The organism is Treponema sp. R6D11, assembly GCF_054786075.1.
Map to the genome: position 1 here is coordinate 1 of NZ_BDHD01001134.1, position 379 is coordinate 379.

The following is a 379-nucleotide window of genomic DNA, read 5'->3' on the forward strand; positions in this document are numbered from 1 at the left end:
GATATGGGCTCTCCGTCAGGTTTTTGATGCTCCCATTCAAAACGGCAAAAACCCGTCGCAAGCGCTTCTTCTATCACCAAATGGCTTTTTTCAATTGATAAAGCGCCGTCCGGCTGGCGTTCCGGCGAAAGCGTATAAAATTTTTCAAAATATTCTTGTTTACTTGACAGTCCGAACATTTCCAAAGTGGTTTTGTTACAGTCAATAACATTAAAATTTTTATCCATAAAAGACATGGCTATGGGGTTGCTTTCGGACATAAGCTGCATACGTTCGTCCGAAGCGGCTTTTTCGCCGGAAATTCGAAGCAGCATTCCGCCGAGAAAAACGGCAAATACCGCTCCAAGCGCGGAAAGAATAATCGCCAGATTCCTAGTGC

Annotated in this window: 1 protein-coding gene; it reads right to left on the reverse strand. The window is 44.3% G+C overall.

Annotation, left to right across the window (positions count from 1 at the left end):
• Nucleotides 1–379 (reverse strand): PAS domain-containing protein (locus tag ACYVTD_RS17810; RefSeq protein ID WP_461248951.1); only part of this gene is annotated, 379 nt, incomplete at both ends.